At 69.8% G+C, this 18588-nt stretch carries 15 protein-coding genes; 10 read left to right on the plus strand and 5 right to left on the minus strand.

All coding sequences use genetic code 11. The features are described 5' to 3' along the window. Nucleotides 1-547 precede the first annotated feature (547 nt). Together AB0K21_RS23510 and AB0K21_RS23515 are read right to left on the minus strand one after the other, a co-directional pair. Nucleotides 548-1861, minus strand: coding sequence for a D-arabinono-1,4-lactone oxidase (locus AB0K21_RS23510; RefSeq protein WP_343967620.1), 1314 nt, complete (start codon nucleotides 1859-1861; stop codon nucleotides 548-550). 111 nt (nucleotides 1862-1972) lie between these two features. Continuing rightward, entirely contained in the window at nucleotides 1973-3175 is a 1203-nt protein-coding gene (locus tag AB0K21_RS23515) for an MFS transporter (RefSeq protein WP_343967618.1), read from the minus strand. Nucleotides 3176-3331: 156 nt separating this feature from the next. Between AB0K21_RS23515 and AB0K21_RS23520 the strand changes: the two genes are divergently transcribed. Next, nucleotides 3332-4603, plus strand: coding sequence for a lytic murein transglycosylase (locus AB0K21_RS23520; protein WP_364153144.1), 1272 nt, complete (start codon nucleotides 3332-3334; stop codon nucleotides 4601-4603). A 12-nt stretch (nucleotides 4604-4615) separates the two neighbouring features. On the opposite strand, the gene AB0K21_RS23525 is transcribed toward AB0K21_RS23520, so the two are convergent. Continuing rightward, on the minus strand, nucleotides 4616-5578 hold the full coding sequence (locus tag AB0K21_RS23525; protein WP_343967614.1) for a ferrochelatase: 963 nt from the start codon (nucleotides 5576-5578) through the stop codon (nucleotides 4616-4618). A 93-nt stretch (nucleotides 5579-5671) separates the two neighbouring features. On the opposite strand from AB0K21_RS23525, the gene AB0K21_RS23530 reads away from it, so the two are divergent. Next, on the plus strand, nucleotides 5672-7693 hold the full coding sequence (locus AB0K21_RS23530) for a S9 family peptidase (RefSeq protein ID WP_364153148.1): 2022 nt from the start codon (nucleotides 5672-5674) through the stop codon (nucleotides 7691-7693). A gap of 92 nt (nucleotides 7694-7785) precedes the next feature. Further along, nucleotides 7786-8580, plus strand: coding sequence for an inositol monophosphatase family protein (locus AB0K21_RS23535; RefSeq protein ID WP_343967608.1), 795 nt, complete (start codon nucleotides 7786-7788; stop codon nucleotides 8578-8580). Nucleotides 8581-8656: 76 nt separating this feature from the next. Here AB0K21_RS23535 and AB0K21_RS23540 read toward each other — a convergent pair whose 3' ends face one another. After that, entirely contained in the window at nucleotides 8657-8821 is a 165-nt protein-coding gene (locus AB0K21_RS23540; RefSeq protein ID WP_169750159.1) for a hypothetical protein, read from the minus strand. Nucleotides 8822-9043: 222 nt separating this feature from the next. On the opposite strand from AB0K21_RS23540, the gene AB0K21_RS23545 reads away from it, so the two are divergent. The 5 genes from AB0K21_RS23545 to AB0K21_RS23565 all read left to right on the plus strand — a co-directional run bounded on the left by AB0K21_RS23545 (nucleotide 9044) and on the right by AB0K21_RS23565 (nucleotide 13982). After that, nucleotides 9044-9697, plus strand: coding sequence for a response regulator transcription factor (locus AB0K21_RS23545; RefSeq protein WP_343967605.1), 654 nt, complete (start codon nucleotides 9044-9046; stop codon nucleotides 9695-9697). A gap of 80 nt (nucleotides 9698-9777) precedes the next feature. Beyond that, entirely contained in the window at nucleotides 9778-11088 is a 1311-nt protein-coding gene (locus AB0K21_RS23550) for a HAMP domain-containing sensor histidine kinase (RefSeq protein ID WP_343967688.1), read from the plus strand. A gap of 272 nt (nucleotides 11089-11360) precedes the next feature. Beyond that, entirely contained in the window at nucleotides 11361-11660 is a 300-nt protein-coding gene (locus AB0K21_RS23555; protein ID WP_030914836.1) for a DUF4193 domain-containing protein, read from the plus strand. Between the two features lie 83 nt (nucleotides 11661-11743). Beyond that, nucleotides 11744-12550 (plus strand): hypothetical protein, encoded by an 807-nt coding sequence (locus tag AB0K21_RS23560; protein ID WP_364153153.1) that lies wholly within the window; start codon nucleotides 11744-11746, stop codon nucleotides 12548-12550. A 55-nt stretch (nucleotides 12551-12605) separates the two neighbouring features. Beyond that, complete coding sequence (locus AB0K21_RS23565) at nucleotides 12606-13982, plus strand: trehalose-6-phosphate synthase (protein ID WP_343967596.1); 1377 nt, start codon at nucleotides 12606-12608, stop codon at nucleotides 13980-13982. A gap of 46 nt (nucleotides 13983-14028) precedes the next feature. Here the strand turns inward: AB0K21_RS23565 and AB0K21_RS23570 are convergent, their stop codons facing one another. Continuing rightward, nucleotides 14029-14325, minus strand: coding sequence for a DUF4235 domain-containing protein (locus AB0K21_RS23570; protein WP_343967594.1), 297 nt, complete (start codon nucleotides 14323-14325; stop codon nucleotides 14029-14031). 82 nt (nucleotides 14326-14407) lie between these two features. Here AB0K21_RS23570 and valS point away from each other — a divergent pair, with 82 nt between their 5' ends. Further along, nucleotides 14408-16990, plus strand: a complete 2583-nt coding sequence (valS, locus tag AB0K21_RS23575; protein WP_364153157.1) for a valine--tRNA ligase — start codon at nucleotides 14408-14410, stop codon at nucleotides 16988-16990. 426 nt (nucleotides 16991-17416) lie between these two features. Further along, a complete protein-coding gene (locus AB0K21_RS23580) occupies nucleotides 17417-18580 on the plus strand; it encodes an AI-2E family transporter (protein ID WP_343967590.1) in 1164 nt (387 codons plus the stop codon). The last annotated feature ends 8 nt before the right edge of the window (nucleotides 18581-18588 follow it).

Consider the following 18588-nt stretch of genomic DNA (forward strand, 5'->3'; position numbering starts at 1 on the left):
CTCAATCTTCCCCCGGACCCTTGAGTCTCTCGCGTGTGCCGGTTGCCTGCCAGCACCGTACCCGGCATGTCCGAACATCGCCTTCCTGGATGGGGCTCGCAGCGATGTGACGCCGGTCACATTTGCTCCATTCATCTAATTACAGGGCACCGGTCTGGAGCAGCAACTTCGGGGTCCTCAGGGGATTCTCATGGATAACCCGGTGAACCGCTGCGGACTTCCGCCAAGAACCGGAAGATGGCGGTGAGGCCGGTCCGCCGGTCCGGGAAGGGTGTGTCGCGATCGCGGCGTTGTGCGGGGGCCGGTCGTCGCGGTCCGTGACGACGGATCGCGGCGGCGGCTGGCATGGACGGCGGGAGAAGGTCATCTCCAGCGGACTCCCTCGGGGTCGAGCGGCGCGGGCGTCTGCGAATCTGCCCGTCGCACGTGCCGGGGGAACGACGGGACACGCGGACGCGTCACTCTTCGAGCGAGCCTTTGCGTCACCCTTTACCGAAAGCTTGTGAGAAGCGGCCGAATCGGGGGAACGGGGCCGCCTCGGCGGCCCTCAGCCCAGGACGGTGTCGAGATACTCGTTGGCGAACGCGCGTCCGGGGTCGAGGGCGTCCCGTACCATCAGGAAGTCGGCGAACCGGGGATAGACCCTCGTCAGGTAGGTCGCGTCGCGAGTGTGCAGCTTGCCCCAGTGCGGGCGGCCGCCGAGCCTCGTCATGATCTCCTCAACGCCCTCGAAGTAGGCGGGGTTCGGGGTCGGCCGATAGACGTGGCAGGCGATGTAGGCCGAGTCCCTGCCGTAGGCGGTGGACAGCCAGGCGTCCGAGGCGGGGGTGACCCGCACCTCGATCGGGAAGCTGATCTTCCAGTCCCTGACCTCCAGCAGGTCGCGGACCTCGCGAAGGGCCTGGCCGAGGTGCTCGCGCGCGATGGCGTACTCCATCTCCAGGAAGCGTACCCGGCGCACGCTCGTGAAGATCCGATGTGAGGCGTCGGTGTGGGTCGAGGCCGACAGCGTCGCGGCCGAGAGCGCGTTGAGCCGGGGGATGGCGCCCGGGTAGCGGCCACCGATGCCGCACACCGCGCCGAACAGGGTGTTCTCCATGAAGTGGTTGTCGAGCCAGTACCTCAGCGCGCTCGGCGGCCGGGCCGGGCCGGGGCTGCGGTTGTTGCGCTTGGTCAGGCAGGTGTCGGTGTGCGGCATCCAGAAGAAGTCGAGGTGCTCGTTGCCGGTGACGAGGGAGTCGAGGGAGTCCAGGATCGAGGACAGCGCCATCGGCTCCCGGACGCTGCGCAGCAGGAAGGAGGGCTCCACCCGGAAGGTCACCGCGGTCACCACGCCGAGGGCGCCCAGGCCCACCCTGGCCGCGTCGAACAGGTCCTGCTCGGCCACCCCGCGGATCTTCCCCTCGCCGTCGCCGCGGACTGTGACGATCTCGCCGTCGGCGAGCACCATCTCCAGTGCCAGCACCTGGTCGGCCAGTCCGCCGAGGTCCCTGCCGGTGCCGTGGGTGCCGGTCTGGACGGCCCCGGCCAGGGTCTGGGCGTCGATGTCGCCCATGTTGGCCAGGGCCAGCCCCCTTTGGTGCAGTTCCCGGTTGAGCGTGCCGATCGTCGTCCCCGCCTCGGCCGTCACCCAGCCGTCTCCCACCTCGCGGATCCCGGTCAGCGCGTCCGGCCGCAGCAGGATGCCGTCGGTCAGGGCGACCGAGGTGAACGAGTGCCCGCTGCCGATCATCCGCACCCGGCGTCCCGAGGCGACGGCGTCGCGCACCGCCCGCGAGACCCCCTCGGCATCGGACGGCGTACGGACCTCCGTGGGGGTGGCGGATTGGTTTCCCGCCCAGTTGCGGAAGGTCTCGCCCATGTTCGCTCCTGCCCTGCGGGCGTCACCCGGCCCTGTCGCGGGCGTCGACGCCCCTGGGACGCGGGTTACCGCCGGTTCGTCACTCGCTCCGCCAGCGAATATGAACAATACTCATGATTGCTGCCGGGCGACAGGGGTTCGCAGCCAGGCGGAGCCGCCGACGCCGACCGTCACGGCCAGCAGGGCACAGACGAAGGAGAATCCGTAGGCGTTGGAAGCGCCGAACGCGTCGGTGAGCCTGCCGCCCGCCCACGCGCCGATCGCCACGCCGAACCCGACCGAGGTCGAGATCCAGGCCATGCCCTCGGTGAGCAGGTGGACGGGGACCAGCTGCTCGGTCAGGCTGTAGCCGGTGATGACGGTCGGGGAGATGGCCAGCCCGGCCAGGAAGAGCGCGCCCGCCATGGTCCTGACGTCGTCGATGAGCATGATCGGGGTCAGGCCCAGGGCGAACACCGCCAGCGAGCCGATGAACCTGCCGCGCAGCGAGACGGTCCACTGCCGTGCGCCGTACCAGAGCCCGGAGACCAGGCTCCCGCCGGCGAACGAGGCGAGCAGCAGGCCGGCGGCGGGTTTGGCGCCCTGTTCCTCGGCGAACGCCACCGTGACCAGGTCGACAGAGCCGAACACCGCCCCCATCGCCAGGAAGGCGCATGACATCAGGGCGACGCCGGGGATGGTGATCGGGGTGCCCGAGCGCTCTTCCCTGGGGCGGATGGGCGGCTCCGTGCCACGCTGCAGCCCGAAGGCGATGGTGCCTATGGTCGTGCAGGTCAGAGCCACGATCAGGCCCGCGTACGGGTTGATCATGGTGGCCAGGGCGGTGACAAGTGCCGGACCCGCGACGAAGATGACCTCGTCCGCGACCGACTCGAAGGAGAACGCCGTGTGCAGCCTCGCCGTCCCGCCCAGCAGGTGCGACCAGCGGGCGCGCACGAGCGAGCCGAGCGAGAGCGCGGTCGCGCCGACCGCGACACCGGTGGCGAAGAGCGTCCACCGGGGGGCGCCGAACTTGGCGCAGAGCATCATGCCGGTCAGCGTGGCGCCGTGCGCCAGCGTGAGCGGGATGACTATCCTGGCCTGGCCGAACCTGTCCACCAGGCGCCCCGACAGGGGAGCCGCGACGGCCAAGGAGACGCTGACGGTGGCCGCGACCGCTCCCGCCGTCGCGTAGGAGTCGGTGAGCGCCTCGATGAGCAGCACGATGCCGATGCCGAGCATCGACATGGGCATCCGCCCGAAGAATCCCGCGATGACGAAGCCCTTGACGCCGGGCGTACTGAAGAGCCCCCGGTACGGCCCGACCACTGACACTCCCTGATGCTTTATGCGGGTGGAACATGCCGACGATTCCGCACGGAGTCGCTTCTCGGCAAGTGATTTTCCAGGCAACGGCTCCCGACGGGGGCCGTTGAGGCTAACGTGAGCGCGGTGTCACGTCTTCCCGGGTTGAGGGCATTCGTCCCAGTGATGGTTGCTCTAGCCGTACTTGTCGCTCTCGGTGGCGTCGCGCTCGCAGTGATCACCGGTGGCCGTCCCGCGGCCCCGGACGGGAACGCCGTCACGGAGTCCCGCATCCGGGACCTGGCGGCGATCGCGCCGGTGGTCGGCCGGTCGGCGACCCCGCCGGCCACGGCGGACCCGGTAAACCCGGAGAACGCTGCCCCGCAGAGCCCCGCCCCGGAGACCCCGGCCTCGCAGCCGTCCGGGACCCCCGGCCCCCAAGGGGCGGACAGCCCGGGGTTCACCTCCACCCCGCCCCGGCTACTGGTCATATCCCCGTCGACGCTGACCGAGCAGAGCAAGGAGGACATCTCCCGGCTCAAGTACGTTCAGAAGATCGACTCCTTCGACGGCGGGGCGGTCAAGGTGTCCGGGGTCGGACTCAACCTCCTCGCGGTCGACCCCGCCCGTTTCCGGGCGTGGGTTCCCAGGGCCGTCGCCGACCAGCAGGAGGTGTGGAGCGCCCTGGCCAGGGGCGAGTTCGTCGCGGACAGCTCGGCGGCGCGCCGCCTGGGGCTGGTCCTCGGTGCGGAGTACCAGGTGGACGATGGTCCCCGGCTGCGGGCCGCGGCCTCGGCCGCCTTGGGCCTGCCGGGCGTGGACGGCATCGTGGGGGAGGAGACCGGCCGCAGGCTGGGCCTGCCGCCGGGAGTGGCGCTGCTCGTGCACGGGCCCGAGAAGGCCACCGCCGTGCTCAGGGCCCGGGTGGGCAGGCTGCTCGGCTCAGGCTCCCAGGTGGTCGCCGTCGGTGGGTCCGGCACGGCGAAGGCCGGTACGGGCAAGGCCGGCACGGACAAGACGGCCCCGGCGAAGACCGGTACCGACAAGACCGCGAAGGCGGCCCGGGTGACGGTCGGCAGACCCGGCAGCTACCTGGAGCTCTATCGCGCCTCGGCCGAGGTCTGCCCGGGGCTCTCCTGGACGGTGCTGGCCGCGATCGGCCAGGTGGAGAGCTCCCACGGGCGCAACAACGGTCCCTCCTCCGCGGGCGCGCAGGGACCGATGCAGTTCATGCCCGCCACCTGGAAGGCCTACGGCGTGGACGGCGACGGCGACGGTGTCGCCGACATCTGGAGCCCCTACGACGCGGTCCCGTCGGCGGCCAACTACCTGTGCGCCAACGGAGCGGCCCAGGGCGGCAAGAAGCTGGAGAAGGCCATCTGGTTCTACAACCACTCCTGGTCGTACGTCTCCAAAGTTCTGGCCATCTCCCGCGGCTATGCCGCCGCCTATCCCTGAGGCGCCGGCTCCCTAGCCGCGGCGGCGCGGCGGCGCCGGGCAGCAGGTGGCCGAGCACGCGACGGGCTCGGGTTCGGCGAGCAGCTCCGAGACCATCGAGACGAACCGGGGGTGGGTGCCGGCCGTGGCCGCCCTGACCAGCGGCAGGCCGATCTTCCTCGCCGTCGCCGCGGCCTCCACGTCGAGGTCGTAGACGACCTCCATGTGGTCGGAGACGAAACCGATCGGCACCAGCACCACCGCCGGGGCGTCGACCTCCGGCAGATGGTCGCAGACGTCGGGCTCCAGCCACGGAATGTGGGGGGCACCGCTCCGGCTCTGCCAGACCAGGTCCCACGGCCTGTCGCCACCCAGCTCGGCGGTGACCAGCGTGGCCGCGCGGCGCAGCTGAGCCTCGTACGCCCCGCCGCTCTCGCCGGCCGTCTCGGCCATCGAGACCGGAATACTGTGCGCCGTGAAGACCAGCCGGGCGGAGTCGCCGAGCCCGTCGGGCAGCCGGTCCAGCGCCTCGCGGGTGTGGTCGGCCATCGCCGCGATGAAGCCCGGGTGGTCGAAGTAGTGCCGGAGCTTGACCACCTCGGGGGCACCCTCGACCGCGGCCCTGGCCAGCGCGATGTCGTCGATGTACTGCCGGCAGCTCGAGTACGAGCTGTAGGCCGAGGTGACGAAGGCCGCCGCCCTGCGCACGCCGTCGCCCGCCATCTCGCGGAGCGTGTCCTCCAGGTAGGGGTGCCAGTTGCGGTTGCCCCAGTAGATCGGAAGGTCGATGGTCGGTGCCAGGGCCGCGATCAGGTCGCGGCACTGCTGGTTGATCGGGCTGACCCCACCGAAGCGCTGGTAGTGCGCCTCGACCTCCAGCAGCCGCTCGCGCGGGATCCCACGGCCCCGCACCACGTTCTCCAGGAACGGCATCACGTCGTCAGGCTTCTCGGGACCCCCGAACGAGACGACGAGCAGTGCGTCGTAATTCCCCATGGCCTTCATCAAACCGCATGCCGGGGTGTTCTCTCGCATGGTCACCATGAGTAGTCCGTCATCAACAACATTTGTGGATGAGTGTTTGGGGGCATGTCCGAAGACGGCAGCCGGGGTAGGTTCGAAACTGTGACCCCATTTAACGACATCCGCGATTATGTCGGCGTGCCGCGGGTGGCATCCCTGCGGCTATCCCCCGATGGAACGCGCCTGGTCAGCGTGGTGCAGGCGCTCAACCCCGATGGCAGATCCTACGGAACCTCCCTCTGGGAGATCCCGCTCGACGGCCGAAGGCCGCATCGGCTGACCAGATCGGTCAGGGGCGAGGCCGGGGCCGAGTTCACCCAGCGTGGTGATCTGCTCTTCGGCTCGCGCAGGCCCGACCCGACGGTCAAGGAGGCCGACGAGGAGGTTCCGGCGCTCTGGCTGCTGCCCGCGGCGGGAGGAGAGGCCCGGCAGATCGCGTCCAGACCGGGGGGTGTCGCCGGATTCGCGACCGGCGGGCAGACCGTGGTCTTCTGCTCCGACGTGCTCCCGGGAGACGAGGCGGGGGAGGCCGAGCGGCGCAAGACGCGCAAGGAGGCGGGGATCAGTGCGATTCTGCACGAGAGCTACCCGGTGCGTTACTGGGATCACGATCTAGGTCCCGGCGAGCCCCGGCTGTTCGCGGGCACGCTGGGCGAGGAGGAGCGGCTGACCGAGGTCAGGGACCTCACCCCCCAGCCCGGCAAGGCCCTGGCGAGCCACAGCGCCTACGACGTGACGCCGGACGGTTCCACGGTCGTGGCCACCTGGGGGGTCTCGCTGCCGCACGGCGAGCTCCGTTTCGAACTGGTCGCCATCGAGACGGCCAACGGCGGGGCCAGGCGTGTCCTCGCCGCCGCCGACGGCCACGACTTCGACGGGCCGATCAGGATCTCTCCCGACGGACGCCTGGTCGCGTGCGTCCGGAGTAACCACGCCGACATCGACCACATCCCCGAGAGCACCCTGTGGATCGTCGATCTGGCCACCGGTGAGGGCCACCCCGCGGGCGGGGCGCTCTGGCCGTCCGACATCGTCTGGGCGCCTGACTCCCGCTCGCTGTTCGTGGCCGCCGACCATCACGGCCGCCGCCCGATCTTCCGGGTCCCGGCCGACGGCTCCGCGCCGGAGCGGCTCACCGGTGACGACGCCGCGTACGCCTCGCTCAACGTCGCGCCCGACGGCACCGTCTACGCGCTGCGCGGCGCGGTGGACGCGCCCGCGGCCCCGGTCAGGGTGGCCGCGGACGGCACCGTCGAGAAGCTGCCCTCCCCCGCCCCCGAACTGGAGTTGCCCGGCCGGCTCACCGAGGTGATCACGACCGCCGACGACGGCATGGAGATCAGGGCCTGGCTGACGCTGCCCGAGGGAGCCTCGGCGAAGAATCCCGCGCCGCTCCTGCTGTGGATCCACGGCGGCCCGCTGGGCAGCTGGAACGACTGGTCCTGGCGCTGGAACCCATGGATCATGGCCCAGCACGGTTACGCCGTGCTGCTCCCCGATCCGTGCATCTCCACCGGGTACGGGCCGGAGATGATCCGGCGCGGCTGGGCCAACTGGGGCCCGCGCACCCACGCCGACCTGATGGCGATCACCGACGCCGCGTTGGAGTTGCCCGAGGTCGACGCCACCAGGACCGCCGCCATGGGCGGCTCGTTCGGCGGCTACATGGCCAACTGGGTCGCCGGGCACACCGACAGGTTCAGTGCGATCGTCACCCACGCCTCGCTCTGGAACCTCGACCAGTTCGCCGGCACCACCGACGCGTCGATGTACTGGCAGCGCGAGTTCGGAGCCCCGGGCACCGGGCTGTACGCGAAGCTCTCTCCGCACCGGTCGCTGGGGAACATCTCCACCCCGATGCTGGTCATCCACGGGGACAAGGACTACCGGGTCCCCATCGGCGAGGCGCTGCGTCTCTGGTGGGACCTGCAGCGCTCCGACGTGGAGTCGAAGTTCCTGTACTTTCCCGACGAGAACCACTGGGTGCTCAAGCCGGGCAACGCGGTCGTCTGGTACGAGACCGTGCTGGCCTTCCTGGATCAGCATGTCCTCGGCCGCGAGTGGAAACGCCCTGAGTCGCTGTCGTGAACCCGTGCCGTGTCCTTCGGCCGGCGGAGGACAGGGCCGGTTCCCGGGTCCGGCGAGGCGAGTGAGGAGCGAGTGAGGAAGTGGTGAGGGGATTGGACAGTACCGTGACCTTCGGCAGGCTGGCGGAGGAGATAGCCAGGGAGGCCGGCGAGATGCTCCTGGCCAAGCGCCCGTCCCGTCCCGAGGTGCTGGTCACCAAATCCAGTCCCACCGACGTGGTGACAGCCCTCGACCGGGCCTCGGAGGAGCTGATCCGCGACAGGATCCGGGCGGTCAGGCCCGGCGACGCGATCCTCGGCGAGGAGGGAGGCGCCACCGGCGACGGCAGGGTCCGCTGGATCGTCGACCCGATCGACGGGACCGTCAACTTCCTGTACGGGTTGCCCGAGTGGGCGGTCAGCATCGCGGTCGAGGTGGACGGCGAGGTGATCGCGGGGGTGGTCAACGTCGTGCCCCGCGGAGAGGTGTTCACCGCCGTCAAGGACGGGGGCGCTTGGCTGGCGGGGGAGCGACTGCGCTGTAACACCGGTGTGCCGCTGGACCGGGCACTGATCGCCACCGGATTCGGCTACGAGCGCGGGCGGCGCGAGGTGCAGGCGGAGGTGCTCCGTCACGTGGTGCCGCGGGTACGTGACATCCGCAGGGGTGGATCGGCGGCCTCGGACCTCTGCTCGGTGGCGGCGGGACGGGTGGACGGCTACTACGAGCGCGGCCCGAACGTCTGGGACTACGGGGCCGGCGGCCTCATCGCCCAGGAGGCGGGGGCCAGGCTCGGTGGACTGGCCGGCAGACCGGCCAATCCCGGCCTCGTCCTGTGCGCGGCGCCCGGTCTGTTCGAGGAACTGCACGACCTGCTGCTCCCGCTGGATCCGGAGCGCGACGCCTGAGGCGTCGCGCTCCGGATCCTCGCGGTACGGGCATGAGGGAGCCCCCCGGCCAAGATGGCCGGGGGGCTTCCTCCCATCAGCGCTGAATGGGGACGCCGTTGTCTGTGGCCAGACGCTGGAGATCCTCGATCTCGGCGGTGAAGGTGTCGGCGAGGTAGTCATCGCCGGAGGACCTGGCCTCCTGCAGATTCCGGTATGCCTGGTCGAGGCGGTGTTCGATTGTGGTGGTGAACTCGCCCATCTCACCTTCTTTCTCACGGGCGTATGGGGGCGGAAGGTACCGCGATGGAGACTGGAACCGGCTGTACCCATGGCGGCCGGGAAGCTAAACCTGTGTGTTTCCGACATCACACGGAGTGTCTACCCCTGGGAGGGCCTTACCGTGTGCTTACAGGGGATGGGGCGAGAATGAGGGGCCGTTCCAGCGGCTGCTCATGGAATGTGACGGGAGGTGCCATAAGCCGTGCGAGTGCTTGTGGTCGAGGACGAGCGGGTGCTCGCCGACGCGATCGCGACCGGGCTCCGGCGCGAGGCGATGGCCGTGGACGTGGCCTACGACGGCGCCGGCGCGCTGGAGCGGACGGGCTACATCGACTACGACGTCATCGTCCTGGACCGTGACCTGCCCAAGGTGCACGGTGACGAGGTCTGCCGCCGGCTGGTGGCCTCCCGTACCGCGTCGCGGATTCTCATGCTGACCGCGTCGGGCGACGTCGACGACAAGGTGGAGGGGCTGGGGCTGGGCGCCGACGACTACCTGGCCAAGCCCTTCGTGTTCATCGAGCTCGTCGCGCGGGTGCGGGCGCTGGGCCGCCGCTCCGCCCCGGCGCTGCCGCCGGTGCTGGAGCGGGCGGGGGTCCGCCTGGATCCCGGCAAGCGGCTGGTGACCAGGGACGGCGCGGAGGTGGCGCTCACCAAGAAGGAGTTCGCGGTCCTGGAGGAGCTGATGCGCGCCGAGGGCGCGGTCGTCAGCCAGGAGGATCTGCTGGACAAGGCGTGGGACGAGAACATCGACCCGTTCACCAACGTGGTGCGCGTCACCATGATGACGCTGAGAAAGAAACTGGGCGAGCCTCAGGTGATCGAGACGGTGCCAGGGGTCGGGTACCGGTTGTGAACGTTCCGGCAGGCGGGGGAGAGGAGCGTCCGACGTTCGTCCCGGCGGACAAGGACCGGGGGGCCGTGCCGACCCACCCGATGATCAGCCCGCACTCCGAGCGGGGGGCCTGGAAGAGCGAGCAGCTCGGGTCCGGCCCCCCGGGCAAAGGTGCTCAGCCCCCGCCGCCGACCGGTCCGCCCAGCTGGGATGGTCCGCCGCCGGCGGGCACGATGCCGGTCGAGCACACCCCGCTGAGCCGGCTGCGGGCGATCGTGGACCGGGTCAGCATCCGGTGGCGGCTGACCATCACCTACGCCACGCTGTTCTTCACCGCGGGTGCCCTGCTCATGCTTGTGATCTACCTGATGGTGGGCTGGGCGCTGGGCGCGGTGTGGCCGGACTACCCGCTCAACCTGGACGGGCTGGTCTCTCCCGAGGTGGCGCGCGAGGCCCAGCGGCAGTGGTACTGGCAGCAGCACGCCGCGACCGTCGCGGTACAGAGGGAACTGCTGGCCCGTTCGCTGCTGGCCCTGCTCGGGGTCGGCATCCTGGCGGTCATCATCGGCTACATCGTCGCCGACCGGGCGCTCAAGCCGATCCAGCAGATGACCGCCACGGCCCGCAAGCTGTCGGGCTCCACGCTCGCCCACGAGCGGATCGACCTCAAGGGGCCCGACGACGAGCTGAAGGAGCTGGCCGACACCTTCGACGAGATGCTCACCAGGCTCAATGTGGCCTTCGACACACAGCGAAGATTCGTGGCCAACGCCTCGCACGAGCTCCGCACCCCGCTGACGATCAACCGGACGGTCCTGGAGATCGCGCTGGGCGACCCGGAGGCGTCGGGCGATCTCAAGGCGCTGGGCCGCACCCTCCTGGAGGTCAACGCCCGCAACGAACGCCTGATCGAGGGCCTGCTGCTGCTGGCACGCAGCGAGCGCGAGCTGAGCGTGCGCAAGCCGGTGGACATGAAGGACGTGGCCGAGACGGCCGTCGACCAGCTCGCCACGCGGGCCGCGGAGGCCGAGGTCACCGTGATCACCGAGCTCCGCAGTGCCGGGACCGTCGGTGATCCGGTGCTCCTGGAACGCTGTGTGGCCAACCTGGTGGAGAACGCCATCAAGCACAACCTCCCCGAGTCCGGACGCCTGTGGGTCAGGACGGGAATGGTGGAGGGCGCGCTGGTTGTTCAGGTGGCCAACACGGGGCCGCATATCCCCGCGTACGAGGTGAACAGTCTTTTCGAGCCGTTCCGGCGGCTCAACGCCGATCGGGTCGACTCCGACAAGGGGGCGGGGCTCGGGCTTTCCATCGTCCGCGCGGTGGTGCGGGCTCACGGGGGCAACGTGACCGCCATCCCCAGGGACGGAGGAGGTCTGGTGGTCACCGTGCGACTTCAGGCACGTTGATCCGGCGGGGGGCGTCTCGTTCACGCCGTACATGTGGTTGGATGTGCCGTCGAACACGGTGGTGCATGCCGCCGATGCTGTGGTTTACGCCATATTTGGCTAACCGTGGCCATTGGCAGTACGTCCCTCACGTGTAGGGAGGTTCAGTGACCATTCCGGCAGGGTACCGAAGCAGGAATCTCGTCGGCAGATCGGGCACAAGTCGTGCCTCTCGAACGTTACACACGCGCGAGTGAGCGCACACAGATAGATGAGGGGGATGGAGCAGACCGATGGCTACCGATTACGACAGCCCACGCAAGACCGACGACGACCTCAGTGAGGACAGTCTTCAGGAACTGCAGGCCCGCCGTACCGACAAGTCCTCGGGCAGCATCGACATCGACGAGACGGATCTCGCCGAGTCGCTCGAACTGCCGGGCGCGGACCTGTCGAACGAGGAGCTCTCGCTCCGGGTGATTCCTCGTCAGGCCGACGAGTTCACCTGCGCGCGTTGCTTCTTGGTGCACCACCGCAGTCAGCTCGCCGTTGAGAAGAACGGTCAGCAGATATGCCGGGAATGCGCGGCTTGACGATAATTCCGATGGCCTGTTCGGGGTGTGCTCTTCCAGCCATGGGATAGGGGCCCAGGACAGCCTTGAGGAGGTTCCGAGACATGACGTCAGAGAACAGGCAGACCGATGCGGCGCCGGACGACTCCACTGCCGGGGAGTCGTCCGACGCGTCTGATCGGGAAGTAGCCGAGATCGTCGGCCGGCTCGCGGAGCCGGGTGACATGGATGGGGCCGAGCGGCGAAAGCTGCTCGGCCGCCTCACGAAAGCACTGACCCGGAGAGCCGGGAAGGCCAGGGAGCCGGGGGCGGGCCGGGGCCGCTGGCTGACCGACGCGTTCATGGCCGTGGCGCCCCGCATTCCCATCCGGGACCTGCACACCCTCTCCGAGCACCACCACGGCCTCACCGCCGAGGCGCTGGCGGACGACCTGGTGCGCACCGCGGCCAAGGCCACCATGACGGTCGGAGCCATCGGCGGGGCCGTCGCCGCGGCCGAGTTCGCCACTCCTCCCCTTCTGCTCTCCGCCCCCGCCCAGCTGGTGGCCGAGACCCTCGTCGTCGCCGCGATCGAGGTCAAGCTCATCGCGGAGCTCCACGAGGTGTACGGGATGCAGGTGCCCGGCAACGGTTCCCAGCGGGCCATGGCCTTCGCGGCGGCCTGGTCCAGACAGCGCGGTGTCGACCCCATGTCCCCCGGAACGATGACCGTCGCGCTCGGCGCCGCCACCAAGACCGCCCTGCGCAACAGGCTGATGCGCACTCTCGGACGCCACCTCACCACCCTGGGTCCCTTTCTCACCGGCGCTGTGGCGGGAGGGGTCCTCAACCGCGCCGCCACGAAGAAACTCGGCGAGATGGTACGGAGTGATCTGCGGGTTCATCATGCCCTTCCGCCTGGAAAGCCATAGAAACTCCTCAAACGGGTAGTTAATTCAGTAAGCCCCCGACTACCTGGAGGAATCTGTGCCGGGCCGCAGTACGTTTGTGATCGTCGCCAATCGCCTCCCCGTCGACCGGGTGGGGGAGGACATGTGGCGGCGCAGCCCCGGCGGCCTCGTGACCGCGATCGCCCCGGTCCTGCAGCGCAGGGAAGGGGCCTGGATCGGCTGGCACGGGGCCCCCGGCGAACGGCTCGAACCCTTTGAGCACGACGGCATGCAGCTCGTCCCCGTCCCGCTGTTCGAGCACGAGGTCGAGCTCTACTACGAGGGTTTCTCCAACGCCACACTCTGGCCCCTCTACCACGACGTGGTCGCCACCCCCGTCTACTCGCGTGTCACCTGGGACGCCTACCGTGCGGTCAACGAGCGCTTCGCCCAGGCCGCCGCCGAGGAGGCCGCGGAGAACGCGGTCGTGTGGGTCCAGGACTACCAGCTCCAGCTGGTCCCGGCCATGCTGCGCAAGCTCCGCCCCGACCTGCGCATTGGTTTCTTCCTGCACATCCCCTTCCCGCCGATAGAGCTGTTCGTCCAGCTCCCGTGGCGGCGCGAGATCCTGGAGGGACTGCTCGGCGCGGACATGGTCGGTTTCCAGCGCCCCGGCGGCGCCTCCAACTTCATCCGGCTCTGCCGCCACCTGCTCGGCCTCCAGCACCACAAGCACGAGATCTACGTGGACGGCCGGGTGGTGCGCGCCGGGGCGTTCCCCATCTCCGTCGACTTCGGCGAGCTCGACTCGCTGGTCCGCGAGCCGCACATCATCTCCAGGGCCAGGGAGATCCGCAGGGAACTGGGCGATCCCGAGTGCATACTGCTCGGCGTCGACAGGCTCGACTACACCAAGGGCATCGGCCAGCGTCTGAAGGCGTTCGGGGAACTGCTCGCGGAGAAAACGATCAAACCGGGCGAGGCGGTGTTCGTGCAGATCGCCACGCCGAGCCGGGAGCGGGTCGAGGAGTACATGCGGCTGCGCGACTCGATCGAGCTCCAGGTCGGCCGGATCAACGGCGAGCAGGGAGAGCTCGGGCAGCAGCCCGTGCAGTACATGCACCAGTCGTACGGCCGTGACGAGCTCGCCGCGCTCTATCTCGCGGCGGACGTGATGATGGTCACGCCGTTGCGTGACGGGATGAACCTGGTCGCCAAGGAGTACGTCGCCTGCCGCAACGACCTGGGCGGCGCGCTGGTGCTCAGCGAGTTCGCCGGGGCGGCCGACGAACTGCGTCAGGCGTTCATGGTCAATCCCTACGACGTCGACGGCCTCAAGCGGATCATGCTGACCGCGATGCGGGCGACTCCGCACGACCTGTCGCGCCGGATGCGCTCGCTACGCCGGAGGGTGTCCACCTATGACGTGGACCGCTGGGCGAAGGAGTTTCTCACCTCGCTCGAGTCGTCCTGACCCATGTCCTCCCCGGCCCCGGCGGGGCCGGGGCGTTCGGCGGCCGTCAGCCGGTGACGTCCTTGGCCGCCCCCTTCAGGGACTTCCACGCGTCATAGCGCCTCCTGGCGCTGCGGGCGACCACGATCTGCGCCACCTGCATGCCGACCCCCATCACCACGGCGTAGCCGATCGCCTCGCCGAGGCTGATGTCCGGCGACTCACTGTCGGCGGGCGGCTTCTTGCCGGTGCTCTTCTCCCAGGCGAACCCGATGACCTTCTTGGCGCTCCAGGCGGTGATGAGGCCGAGCAGGCCACCGATGGCTCGCCACGCCATGTCCTGCTTCTCGCTCTTGTCGGCCATGTGGTCCTCCCGTTTTCTGTCCGCATCAAGAACACTAGTCTCCCCGAGCGTCGCATCGCGTGAAGCCATACCATAGGGAGGCATGACACAACAGCGACCGCGCCCTGCGCCCATGCCCGAGAAGCCGACTCTCGATGGCCTGGAAGCCGTATGGTCGGGCCGCTGGGAGACCGAGGGGACCTACCGTTTCGACAGGTCGCGCACGCGTGGGGAGATCTACTCGATCGACACCCCGCCGCCGACCGTCTCCGGTTCCCTCCACGTCGGCCACGTCTTCTCCTATACCCACACCGACACCGTCGCCCGCTTCCAGCGCATGCGCGGGCGCGAGGTCTTCTACCCCATGGGCTGGGACGACAACGGCCTGCCCACCGAGCGCCGGGTGCAGAACCACTTCGGCGTGCGCTGCGACCCCTCCATCGCCTACGACCCCTCGTTCGAGCCCCCCGCCAAACCCGATCCCAAACGGCAGATCCCGATCTCGCGCGGAAACTTCATCGAGCTGTGTGAGCGGCTCACCGTCGAGGACGAGAAGGTGTTCGAGGAGCTCTGGCGCCGTCTGGGCCTGTCGGTCGACTGGTCGCTGACGTACGCCACCATCGGCGACGCCGCGCGGACCGCGTCCCAGCGTGCCTTCCTGCGCAACCTGGCCAGGGGGGAGGCGTACGTGGCCCAGGCGCCCACGCTGTGGGACGTCACCTTCCGCACCGCCGTCGCCCAGGCCGAGCTGGAGGACCGGGAGTGGCCCGGCGCCTTCCACCGGCTGGGCTTCAGCCTGTCCGAGGAGCAGCGGGCCAGGGGGTTCGGTGACCGGGTCTGGATCGAGACGACCCGCCCCGAGCTGCTGCCCGCCTGCGTCGCGCTCGTTGCCCACCCGGACGACGAACGCTACCGGCAGCTGTTCGGCACCACGGTCAGGACACCGCTGTTCGGTGTCGAGGTGCCGGTTCTCGCCCACCACCTGGCCGAGCCGGACAAGGGCTCGGGCATCGCGATGATCTGCACCTTCGGCGACGTGACCGACGTCGTCTGGTGGCGCGAGCTCGACCTGCCCACCCGCGCCGTCATCGGCTGGGACGGCAGGCTGCTGCCGGACGCGCCCGAGGGCGTGCCGGGGGAGCCGTACGCGGAGTTGGCGGGCAGGACCGTGCACGGCGCCCGCGAGCGGATCGTGGAGCTGCTGCGCGCGTCGGGCGACATGGAGGGCGAGCCCCGCGCCGTGCGGCGCGCGGTGAAGTTCTACGAGAAGGGCGACCGGCCCCTGGAGATCGTCACCACCCGCCAGTGGTACATCCGCAACGGCGGACGCGACCTCGCCCTGCGCGACGCGCTCCTGGCGCGCGGCGCGGAGCTGTCCTGGCACCCGCCGCACATGCGGGTCCGCTACGACAGCTGGGTGCAGGGCCTGGCGGGCGACTGGCTGATCTCCCGGCAGCGGTTCTTCGGCGTGCCCATCCCGGTGTGGTACCCGCTGGACGGCGAGGGCGAGCCCGACCGCTCCGCGCCGATCGTGCCGCCCGAGTCCGCGCTGCCGATCGATCCCTCCGCCGACGTCCCGTCCGGCTACACCGAGGACCAGCGGGGCAAGGCGGGCGGCTTCATCGGGGACCCCGACGTCATGGACACCTGGGCCACCTCCTCGCTGACGCCGCAGATCGCGGGGGGCTGGGAGCGGGACCGGGACCTGTTCGAGCGGGTCTTCCCGATGGACCTGCGCCCGCAGGCCCACGAGATCATCCGGACCTGGCTGTTCTCCACCGTGGTCCGTGCCCATCTGGAGCAGGGCACCCTGCCCTGGAGCCACGTCGCGATCTCCGGGTGGATCCTCGACCCCGACCGCAAGAAGATGTCCAAGTCCCAGGGCAACGTGGTCACCCCGCTCGGCCTGCTGGAGCAGTACGGCTCCGACGCGGTCCGCTACTGGGCGGCCGGCGGCCGTCCCGGCACCGACACGGCATTCGACACCGGTCAGATCAAGGTCGGCCGCCGGCTGGCCATCAAGATCCTGAACGCCTCCAGATTCGTCCTGAACCTGGGCGAGGGGGGCGGGGAGGTCACCGAGCCGATCGACCTGTCGATGCTGGCCCGGCTGTCGGAGGTGGTCCACGAGACCACCGAGGCCTTCGAGGGCTACGACTACACCCGCGCGCTGGAGCGGACCGAGCGGTTCTTCTGGGAGTTCTGCGACGACTACCTGGAGCTGGTCAAGGCCAGGGCCTACGACGACGCGAACACCGCGCACGAAAATGACGGGAGTGGTGGGAACGGTGGGAGCACTGCGGCGCGCTCGGCGCACGCGGCGCTGCGGGAGGCGCTCGACGTCATGCTCCGGTTGTTCGCCCCGTTCCTGCCTTTCGTCACCGAGGAGGTCTGGTCCTGGTGGCGTGAGGGCTCGGTGCACCGGGCGGCCTGGCCCCAGGCGCGTGAGCGGGGAGGCGATCCCGAGCTGTTGCCCGTGGTGGCCGCCGTCCTCGGCCGGGTCCGCAAGGCCAAGTCCGACGCCCGCCTCTCCATGCGCGCGGAGGTCTCCCGGCTGATCGTCACCGGCGCCGGGACCGACCTCGTGCGCCGGGCGCAGGACGACCTGTGCGGTGCGGGCGTCATCGACGAGTTCGTGCTCCAGGAGGGCGAGGGGGACCTGGTGGTGGAGGTCGTCCTCACCTGACCCCGGGCGCACGCGAATCTGTCCTCGCCGTCGGGGAATCCTGTCGTACGGTCAAGGCAGCAGGACAGGTGAGAGGAGGACAGGCATGCCGCCAGGATGTGGCAACTGCAGCTGCTACCTCGAAGACAGGGTGATCTCCCGCCCGCCGGATGAGCGCTGACCTCAGCCGGGTGAGTGCCTGCCCCTGACCGGGCGGGCGCTGATCCCGGTCGGCCGGGCGTCGGCCCCGGCGGGTCGGCGCCCGGACCCGACAGGGCGGGCGTCCGGCCCGGTGGGCCGACGCCCGGCCCCGAAGCGGGTGGGTCTCCGCCTCCGTCACCGCCGGTGGGCGCATCCACGGCGGCGTCGTACGGCCGGGCCGCCGCTTTCCATGTCCCTGCGACAACCCTCGCGCATTTCTCTTCCCGGCATGACAGTCTGGAACGTGTGACATCAGATCGGGAGCGCCTGACGAACCTGGTACCTCGCACGGTGTTGCGCCTCGCGATGTGGAGCCTCTGCCTGATCATCATCGGCTGGGCCGTCTTCTACTTCGCCCAGTTCATCGCGACGTTGCACATCGTGATACTGCCGGTGGCCATCGCGCTCCTGCTGACCGCGCTGCTGTTCCCGGTCACCAGGCGGCTTCGCGCGATGGGCATGCGGCCCATCTACGCCACCTGGGTCACCATGATCGTCGCGCTCGCGGTGCTCGGCGGCACCGGCTGGATCATCGGGGCGCGTGCCAACGAGGAGTTCCCCGGCCTCGTCGACCAGGTGCGCCGGACGGCCAAGGACGTGGAGAACTGGCTCTACACCGGGCCCCTGCATCTGCAGCCGACCCAGATCAGCAGCTGGGTCGACGAGATCGGCAAGCAGATGACCAACCAGCGCAACGAGATCACCCAGACGGTCCTCACCGGCGCCACGGTGGCGCTGGAGGTGCTGGCCTCCATCGTGCTGCTGCTGTTCGTGACCTTCTTCATGCTCAAGGACGGCGACCGGATCTGGTCGTGGTTCCTGAAGGGGTTCGGCGGGGTCGCGCCGCGCGTCGACAGGGCCGGGCGGACCGCCTGGGTGACGCTCTCGCACTACGTGCAGGGCACGGTCGCGGTGGCCGCCGTGCACGGCGTGGTCATGGGCATCGTGCTCGCCGGGATGGGGGTGCCGCTCTGGGCGGCGCTCGCGGTGCTGATCTTCCTGGCCAGCTTCATCCCCATCGTCGGCATCTTCTTCGCCGGTGCCGTGGCCACCCTGGTCACCCTCGGCGCCAAGGGGCCGATCTACGCTCTGATCTTCATCGGCATCCTGATCGTGGAGCAGCAGCTGGAGAACCACGTGCTCCAGCCGCTGATCGTCGGCAGGGTGCTCCACTTCCACCCGCTGGCGATCATCCTGGTGCTGGCCGTGGGCGGCATCCTGGCGGGTATCGCCGGGGCCGCGGTGGCGGTGCCGGTGGCCGCCGTGATCTACCGGGCGCTGCCCGAGCTCAGCAGTGACGAACCGCTCGCCCTGCCACCGGCCTCGCCGCATCCCGACCCGGGCGGGGCGGAACCGGCGGCGGAAGCGGGAAAGCCGGTGGATGAGGAATCACCGCAGCCCAGGGGGTAACGTTCTGC

Source organism: Streptosporangium sp. NPDC049248 (assembly GCF_040678965.1).
In the GTDB taxonomy this organism is placed as follows: Bacteria; Actinomycetota; Actinomycetes; order Streptosporangiales; family Streptosporangiaceae; genus Streptosporangium; species Streptosporangium fukuiense.